Consider the following 6,178-nt stretch of genomic DNA (forward strand, 5'->3'; position numbering starts at 1 on the left):
GCCAAGGTGAGCGCGCCCGACGCCGGGCTGCTGTTGCGCGCAATGAATGTTTATAAGGGCTTGCAGGGCGGTGCGCTGGCGCTGGATGCCGATTACGGCGGCGGCACGCCGCTGGCGGGCAAAGCCGTGATGACGGATTTCCGCCTGCTGAAGGCGCCGGCGTTCACCAAGATCATGCAGGCGCTGACACTTTACGGCGTGCCGGCGGCGGCTTCGGGGCCGGGGCTTTCCTTCGCCAGGGCGGTGGTGCCTTTCAGCATCGCCGGGCAGACGCTGACCTTACAGGGCGCAAGGGCGTTTTCGGCCTCGCTGGGCTTCACGGCTTCCGGGAAGATCGGCCTGGATGACGAAAGCCTGGATGTCGATACCACGGTCATCCCTGCTTATGAGATCAATGCGCTGCTCGGGAAAATTCCGGTGCTGGGCGGGTTGTTCACGGCGGAGAAAGGCGGCGGATTGATCGCGGCGCGCGTGAAGATCACCGGGACGATGAATGCGCCGCAGGTGGGGCTGAACCCGCTCTCGGCGCTGACGCCGGGATTTCTGCGCGGGATTTTTGGACTAGGCAGCCAGACTGGAGATTAGAGCCTGATTGAGACCTCAGATTGGCCCACAATGCAGGTCAATCTGAGGTCATCGCATTCGAAACCCGGTTCAGGCGGTTTCGTCGATCTTCACGGCGGGGCCGGATGGTGCGGGGAGCTTGCCGACCACGACCATGCCGGGGCGCAACAGCCGGCCATGGAGCTGCCAGGTCTGGGTCCATGCCTGCAAAATGGTGCCGGGCGGATGTTCGGTGGTTTCCTGCTCGGCCATCGCCTGGTGCATGTTGGCATCGAAGGTTGAGCCGGTGGGGTCGTGCCGGGTGATGCCGTTGCGCTCCAGCAAGGCGAGGAAGGAGCGCTCGATGCCCTCGAACCCTTCGCGCATTTTGGTGACGATTTCGGCCTCGCCTTCCTGGCGCTTGGGTAGGCTGTCAATGCCGCGTTTGAGGTTTTCGGCGGCTTCCACGACGTCCTTGGCGAATTTCTGCACCGCGTAGAGGCGGGCATCCTCGACCTCGCGCTTGGTGCGGGCGCGCAGATTGGCCATCTCAGCCTCGGAGCGCAGCCATTTGTCCTTCATTTCCTGCAGCGAGGCTTCAAGCTCGGCGATGCGGATTGCAGGGTCCTGGGCGGCGGGCGCCTGCGCGGCGGAAGCCTCGGCGGCGGGGGTTACGGGATCTGTGGCGGGGGCTGTTTCTTGATGCTCGGTCATGGCCTGGAATTAGGCGATACAGGGCGCGGAAACAAGACTTCAATCACGCTGCCAGACCTTCCAGGCGCCGCTGGCGGGTGCGCCGGTGGCGCGCTGCGCGACGATATCCGCCAGCCGCAGCGCCGCGATGGCGTGTGCGATGACCGTGGAGGTGTCCTCGCCGCTGCCCGCCCAGCGCGGCGCGACGCCGACGGTGACCTGCGCGTTGCCGGGCAGCAGCGGCGGCAATTGCGTGCAGAATTTGGCTGCGCGCTCGCCGCCGGTCAGGTGGTCCATGTTGTCGCACCACAGGGCGATGGTGGTGGCGTCAATCCGGCCGAGAAGATCCGTGGGGCGGATGATGTCACGCAGTTCCCCGGCCATGCGCATGGCGATGGCGCCGTGCATCGGCGCCGGGGCGCGCGAGAAACCAAGATAGAGCAATGTGCCGGGCTGACCCTCGACATCGAGACGGTCAAACCGGCGCGACATTTCCTCGGCGAAGGTGCGGTGCGACCAGAGTCCGGTCTCAGCGTCCAGCATGGAGTTGAGACGCAACGCCGGGTCGCCGGTGCGGCCCGCGTGGCTATCCGGCAAGGTCAGCTCGGGGGCCTCCAGATCAAACAGGACGCCATAGGTGCCGCTGACGCTGCCGCCTGCGATGCGCGGGGCGAGTGAGAGGCGGAAGATGCTGGTGCAACCATCCGGCCGGGTGAGCTGCACCCGGCCATGCCAGGCGACGCATTCCGTGCAGATGGTGGTGACGATGGAGCGGAATTGCGCGGCGCTGAGACCTTCCTCGCCGGGCGGGCCGGTGACCAGGCTGGCCATTTCCCTCCCCAGCAGTTGCGCCGCCGGCTGACCCAGAGCCTTGCCGGGGGCAAAGGCGGTGAAGCGGCCGAGCGGGTCGGTCTCGAAGGCCAGGTCGGTCAGCATGCCGGCGATGGCGAGCCAGCCGGTGCCAGGCCCCGAGGCCAGCACGAGGGGGGCTGCGCCAGAATTTTGCGGAAGTGTCATGCGCGCATGAATAGCCGGGCGAGGTTGAACGGAAGGTTAATAAACCGGTGGCGCGTTGACATCGCGGCGGCGCGCCACGATGGTCCGCCGCAGGTTCAGACTTCACCCAAGGATACGACATGAGCGCCGCATCGCACGACCAACTGCAACAGATCATCGCCAGCGCCTGGGAGCGCCGGGGCGAACTCTCTCCCGCCACGACCGGCGCCGAGCGCGATGCGGTGGAGGCGGTGCTGGGCCTGCTGGATGCGGGCGCGGTGCGCGTGGCAGAGCCGGGCGCTGACGGCTGGGTGGTGCATCAATGGCTCAAGCAGGCGGTGCTGCTCTCCTTCCGGCTGAACGCCAACAAGCCGATGGGCGGGGTTGGCGGCGCGGATGTGTTCGACAAGGTGCCGATGAAATTCGCCGGCTGGGATGCGCGCGCGTTTGCTGAGTCGGGCGTGCGCGCGGTGCCGGGCGCCGTGGTGCGCCGCTCGGCCTATATCGCGCCCGGGGTAGTGCTGATGCCGTGTTTCGTGAATGTGGGCGCGCGGGTGGACGAGGGGACGATGATTGACACCTGGTCAACCGTGGGGTCTTGCGCGCAGGTCGGCAAAAACTGCCATATCAGTGGCGGCGTGGGCATTGGCGGCGTGTTGGAGCCGTTGCAGGCGGGGCCGGTGGTGATCGAGGATGATTGTTTCATCGGCGCGCGCTCGGAAGTGGCGGAAGGCGTGGTCGTGGGGCGCGGGGCGGTGATTTCGATGGGCGTGTTCCTGGGCGCTTCCACCAAGATCGTCGATCGCGAGTCGGGCGAGGTGTTCTCGGGCTATGTGCCGCCGTATTCGGTGGTGGTGCCGGGCACGCTGCCGGGCCGGGCGATGGCCGATGGCGCGCCGGGGCCGGGGCTGGCCTGCGCGGTGATCGTGAAGCGGGTGGATGCGCAGACGCGCAGCAAGACCTCCATCAACGATCTGCTGCGCGCGTAAGTAAGGGGCATGGACGTTCTCGCCTTCGCGCAGAGCCTGTTGCGCTGCCAATCCGTCACCCCGGCGGATGGCGGTACGCAAGGGCTGCTGGCGGCGCAGCTGGAGGCGCTGGGCTTTGCGGTGACGCGGCTGCGCTACGGCGAAATTGAGAATCTGTTTGCCGAGCGGCCGGGGGCTGGGGCGCATTTGTGCTTCGCCGGGCATACCGATGTGGTGCCGCCGGGCGAGGGCTGGCGGCATGATCCGTTCGGCGGGGTGGTCGAGGACGGGATGCTTTATGGCCGGGGCGCAGTGGACATGAAGGGGGCGATTGCCGCCTTCGTGGCCGCGGCGGCGCGCGCGCCGGGGCATGTCTCGCTGCTGATTACCGGCGACGAGGAGGGCGTTGCCACCGATGGCACCGTGCGCGTGCTGGAGTGGATGGCGGCGAACGGCAAAATCCCGGATTTTTGCGTGGTGGGCGAGCCGACGAGCCGGGCGGTGCTGGGCGATGTGGTGAAGATCGGCCGGCGCGGCAGCATGAACGCGCGGATCACCGTGACCGGGCGGCAGGGGCATGTGGCGTATCCGCATCTGGCGGATAACCCGGTGCACCGGCTGATCGCGGCGCTGGGCGCGATGACGGCGGCGGCGCTGGATTCGGGAAACGAGTGGTTCGAGCCTTCCAGCCTGCAGGTGACCTCGGTGGATGTGGGCAATGCGGCGAGCAACGTGATCCCCGCCACGGCGAGCGCGCGGCTGAACATACGCTTTAACAACATGCACGACAGCGCCGGGCTGACCGCCTGGCTGCGCGGGATTCTGGCTGAGTTCGCACCGGCGGCGCAATTGCAGGTGCAGGTTTCCGGCGAGGCGTTCTTGACGCAGGCGGGGCCGCATACCGAGGCGCTGACACGCGCGATCGAGAAGGTGACGGGCGTGACGCCTGAGCGCAACACCGGCGGCGGGACATCGGATGCGCGGTTTATCGCGCGGTATTGCCCGGTGGCGGAATTCGGCCTGGTGGGGGTGAGCATGCACCGCACGGATGAGGCTGTGGAAGTGGCGGCGTTGAGCCGGCTGGCGGATGTGTATCAAACCCTGATCGAGGATTTTTGCCGATGATTTTGCGCGGTCTGTTCATGCTCGCGCGCGGGAGGAAAACCGGGATCAACGAGTTCAGCGGCTCCATGGACGCCTTTACCGCCTCGCTGGCGCCGTTGATCGCGTTTCCGCTGGTCGGCGCGGGTATTTCCGCGCTGAGCGGGCAGTGGGGGTTCGCGCTGCTGGGGTTGTTCTCGCGGATTTGCGCGGTGCTGGTGTTGCCGGTGATCGTTTTTGAATTTGCCCGGTGGACCGGCCGCGAGGCGCTGTGGCTGCGCACCGCCACGGCGTTGAACTGGGCGTTCTGGATGCTGTTGCCGGTGCTCTTCGCGGCGGCGTTCGTGGCGGCCGTGCTCATGGAATTGGGCCTCGCCATGGTGCCCGCAGAGATCGGGGTGCTGGGTTTGGCCGGCTTGTATCTGCTCTGGTACCACTGGTTCATCATGCGCGCCGGGCTGAGCCTGAGCTGGTTTCAGGCGCTGGGACTGCTGTTGTTCAGCAGCCTGGTGATCGCTGCCGTTTCCGCGGCGCCGGTTCTGGTGTTTCCGCAGCTGTATACGCAGGCCATCCAGCTTTAAGGGCCGCTGTTTTGGCTTGACGCCGGGATGCGGGGAAGAAGAATAAAGACGCTGCCAGGAGGGTCTCGGCCATGAAATCCGATTTGTTCCAGCGTCTCGCCGCATGGCGGCATCATTTGCATGCGTATCCCGAAATATCCTGCCAGGAGCGCGCGACCGCCGCGTTTGTTTGCGAAAAACTGGCGGAGATGGGTATTCCGTTCACCGCCGGGATCGGCGGGCATGGCGTGGTGGCGACGCTCACGCGCGGGGTGTCCAACCGGTCAACCGGGTTGCGGGCGGATATGGATGCGCTGCCGGTTCTGGAGGCGCCGGGGCGGGTTTATGGCTCGCGTAATCCGGGTGTGATGCACGCCTGCGGGCATGATGGGCATACGGTCTCGCTGCTCGGCGCGGCGGCGCTGCTTTTGGAGGACCCATCGTGGTCGGGCACTGTGCAGTGCATCTTTCAACCCGCTGAGGAAGGGCTGGGCGGCGCGCAGGCGATGCTCGACGACGGGCTGCTGGAGAGATTCCCGTGCGAGCGGATATTTGGCTACCACAACTGGCCGGGGCTGGAGGCAGGCGTGGTGATGGTGCATGCCGGGCCGGTGATGGCCGCGGCGGCGAGTTTCAACATCACGCTGCGCGGGGTGGCGGGCCATGCAGCCATGCCGCATGCCTGCGCCGACCCGGTGCAGGGGCTGGCGCACCTGATCATCGCGCTCAACGCCATCGTGGCGCGCAATGTGGACCCGCAGGAGGCGGCGGTGATCTCCACCTGCACGCTCAAGGCCGGGGAGGCGAACAACCTGATTGCGCCTGAGGCGGCGCTGGGCGGGACGATCCGCGCGTTGACGCCGAAGATGATGCATTTTTTGCAGGCGCGCGTGCGCGAGGTGGCGGAGCATACCGCGCGGGCGCATGATTTGACCGCGCGGGTGGAGATTACCGGCGAAGTGGCGGCCACCATCAACCATGCGGCGGAGGCGGCGCTGGCGGCACAGGCCGCCGCCGATGCGGGGCTGAGCCTGCGCGGAGATCTGAAGCCCAGCATGGCGGGGGAGGATTTTGGCCGGTTTCTGGAGGTGATGCCGGGGGCTTATGCATGGATCGGCAACGGGGCCTCAGCCGGGCTGCATAACGAGGCCTATGATTATAACGACGAGATCCTGCCCGTGGCGGCACGCTATTACGCTGCCGTGGCGCGGGCGGCGCTGGCCTGAATGCTGGAATGGCAGGAACCCGCGATTGTGCTGGAGACCGCCGCTTACGGCGAGGGCGACGCGCTGGTGAGCGTGCTGAGCGTGCGCGGGC

General features: G+C 66.8%; 7 protein-coding genes. 5 read left to right on the plus strand and 2 right to left on the minus strand.

Features of this window, described 5'->3' with window-relative positions:
• A partial coding sequence (locus tag HKL97_RS08800; RefSeq protein WP_291424460.1) for an AsmA-like C-terminal domain-containing protein occupies positions 1-585 on the plus strand: 585 nt, incomplete at its 5' end.
• A 69-nt stretch (positions 586-654) separates the two neighbouring features.
• Here HKL97_RS08800 and HKL97_RS08805 read toward each other — a convergent pair.
• Both HKL97_RS08805 and HKL97_RS08810 read right to left on the minus strand, forming a co-directional pair.
• A complete protein-coding gene (locus HKL97_RS08805; protein ID WP_291424462.1) occupies positions 655-1,257 on the minus strand; it encodes a nucleotide exchange factor GrpE in 603 nt (200 codons plus the stop codon).
• A gap of 39 nt (positions 1,258-1,296) precedes the next feature.
• Positions 1,297-2,253: a hypothetical protein gene (locus HKL97_RS08810; protein WP_291424464.1), complete on the minus strand. Its 957-nt coding sequence runs from the start codon at positions 2,251-2,253 to the stop codon at positions 1,297-1,299.
• 119 nt (positions 2,254-2,372) lie between these two features.
• On the opposite strand from HKL97_RS08810, the gene dapD reads away from it, so the two are divergent.
• The 4 genes from dapD (at position 2,373) to HKL97_RS08830 (ending at position 6,087) form a co-directional block, all read left to right on the plus strand.
• Entirely contained in the window at positions 2,373-3,221 is an 849-nt protein-coding gene (gene dapD, locus HKL97_RS08815) for a 2,3,4,5-tetrahydropyridine-2,6-dicarboxylate N-succinyltransferase (RefSeq protein WP_291424466.1), read from the plus strand.
• Positions 3,222-3,230: 9 nt separating this feature from the next.
• Complete coding sequence (gene dapE, locus HKL97_RS08820) at positions 3,231-4,325, plus strand: succinyl-diaminopimelate desuccinylase (RefSeq protein WP_291424468.1); 1,095 nt, start codon at positions 3,231-3,233, stop codon at positions 4,323-4,325.
• A complete protein-coding gene (locus HKL97_RS08825) occupies positions 4,322-4,882 on the plus strand; it encodes a hypothetical protein (protein WP_291424470.1) in 561 nt (186 codons plus the stop codon). The genes dapE and HKL97_RS08825 overlap by 4 nt, the downstream gene beginning before the upstream one ends.
• A gap of 71 nt (positions 4,883-4,953) precedes the next feature.
• A complete protein-coding gene (locus tag HKL97_RS08830) occupies positions 4,954-6,087 on the plus strand; it encodes an amidohydrolase (protein WP_291424472.1) in 1,134 nt (377 codons plus the stop codon).
• Positions 6,088-6,178 lie beyond the last annotated feature (91 nt).

Origin of the sequence: Acidocella sp., assembly GCF_013044125.1 — a bacterium.
Lineage (GTDB): Bacteria > Pseudomonadota > Alphaproteobacteria > Acetobacterales > Acetobacteraceae > Acidocella.